Here is a 953-nt window from a genome sequence, read left to right on the forward strand (position 1 = left end):
CGTGATCGCGCTGCGGCTGGGCGAGGGCCACCGCCCGGCCCGGATCGCCGCGGAGCTGGGCGTGCACCGATCCAGCGTGACCCGGGAGCTGGCCCGCAACCGCGTCGGCGGGGTGTACTCGGTCCGGATCGCGCAGCAACGCACCCACGCCAACCGGGCCCGGCCCCAGCCGCGGAAACTGGACCGGCCAGAGCACGCCGCGCTGCGGGCCGAAGTCATCGCGGGGTTGAACGCGCACTGGTCCCCGCAGCAGATCCAGGGCGAGCTGGCGTTGCGCTACCCGCAGGATGAGTCCATGCAGATCTCCCACGAGACGCTCTACCAGGCGCTGTACGTCCAGGGCCGGGGCAGCCTGCGCGCGGAGCTGGCTAGGGAGAAGGCGCTGCGGTCGGGGCGGACCCATCGGGTGCCGGCCTCGAAGCTGGCCGCTCGGCCCCGGGGCCAATCTTGGGTCGGGGATGCCACCATCACCGCCCGCCCGGCCGAGGCCACCGACCGGGCCATGCCCGGACACTGGGAAGGCGACCTGATCCTGGGCGCCGGGAACCGGACCGCAGCGATCACGCTGGTCGAGCGCACCACCCGGTACACCATGATCGCCCGGCTCCCGGCCCGGCACGACGCGGCCACCGTCACCGACCGGCTCATCGAGATGGTCACGGCGCTGCCCGCCCACCTGGTCAAGACGCTGACCTGGGACCAAGGCGCCGAGCTGGCCGAGCACGCCCGGTTCGCCGTCGCGGCCGAGTGCAAGGTCTACTTCTGCGACCCGCACTCACCGTGGCAGCGCGGCACCAACGAGAACACCAACGGCCTGATCCGCGAGTTCTTCCCCAAAGGCATCGACTTCACCACCGTCACCGACGAACGCGTCGCCCACGTCGAACACCTGCTCAACACCCGACCCCGAGCCACCCTCGGCTTCCACACCCCCGCCGTTAGGCTCAACGAAC

The 953-nt window shown here is 71.8% G+C and carries 1 protein-coding gene; it reads left to right on the forward strand.

The features are described from left to right. Positions 1 to 953, forward strand: a 953-nt coding sequence (locus AC1DIW_RS21820) for an IS30 family transposase (RefSeq protein ID WP_478110914.1), incomplete at both ends; no start/stop codon positions are given.

It is taken from the genome of Terrabacter sp. 01T434 (assembly GCF_056398545.1).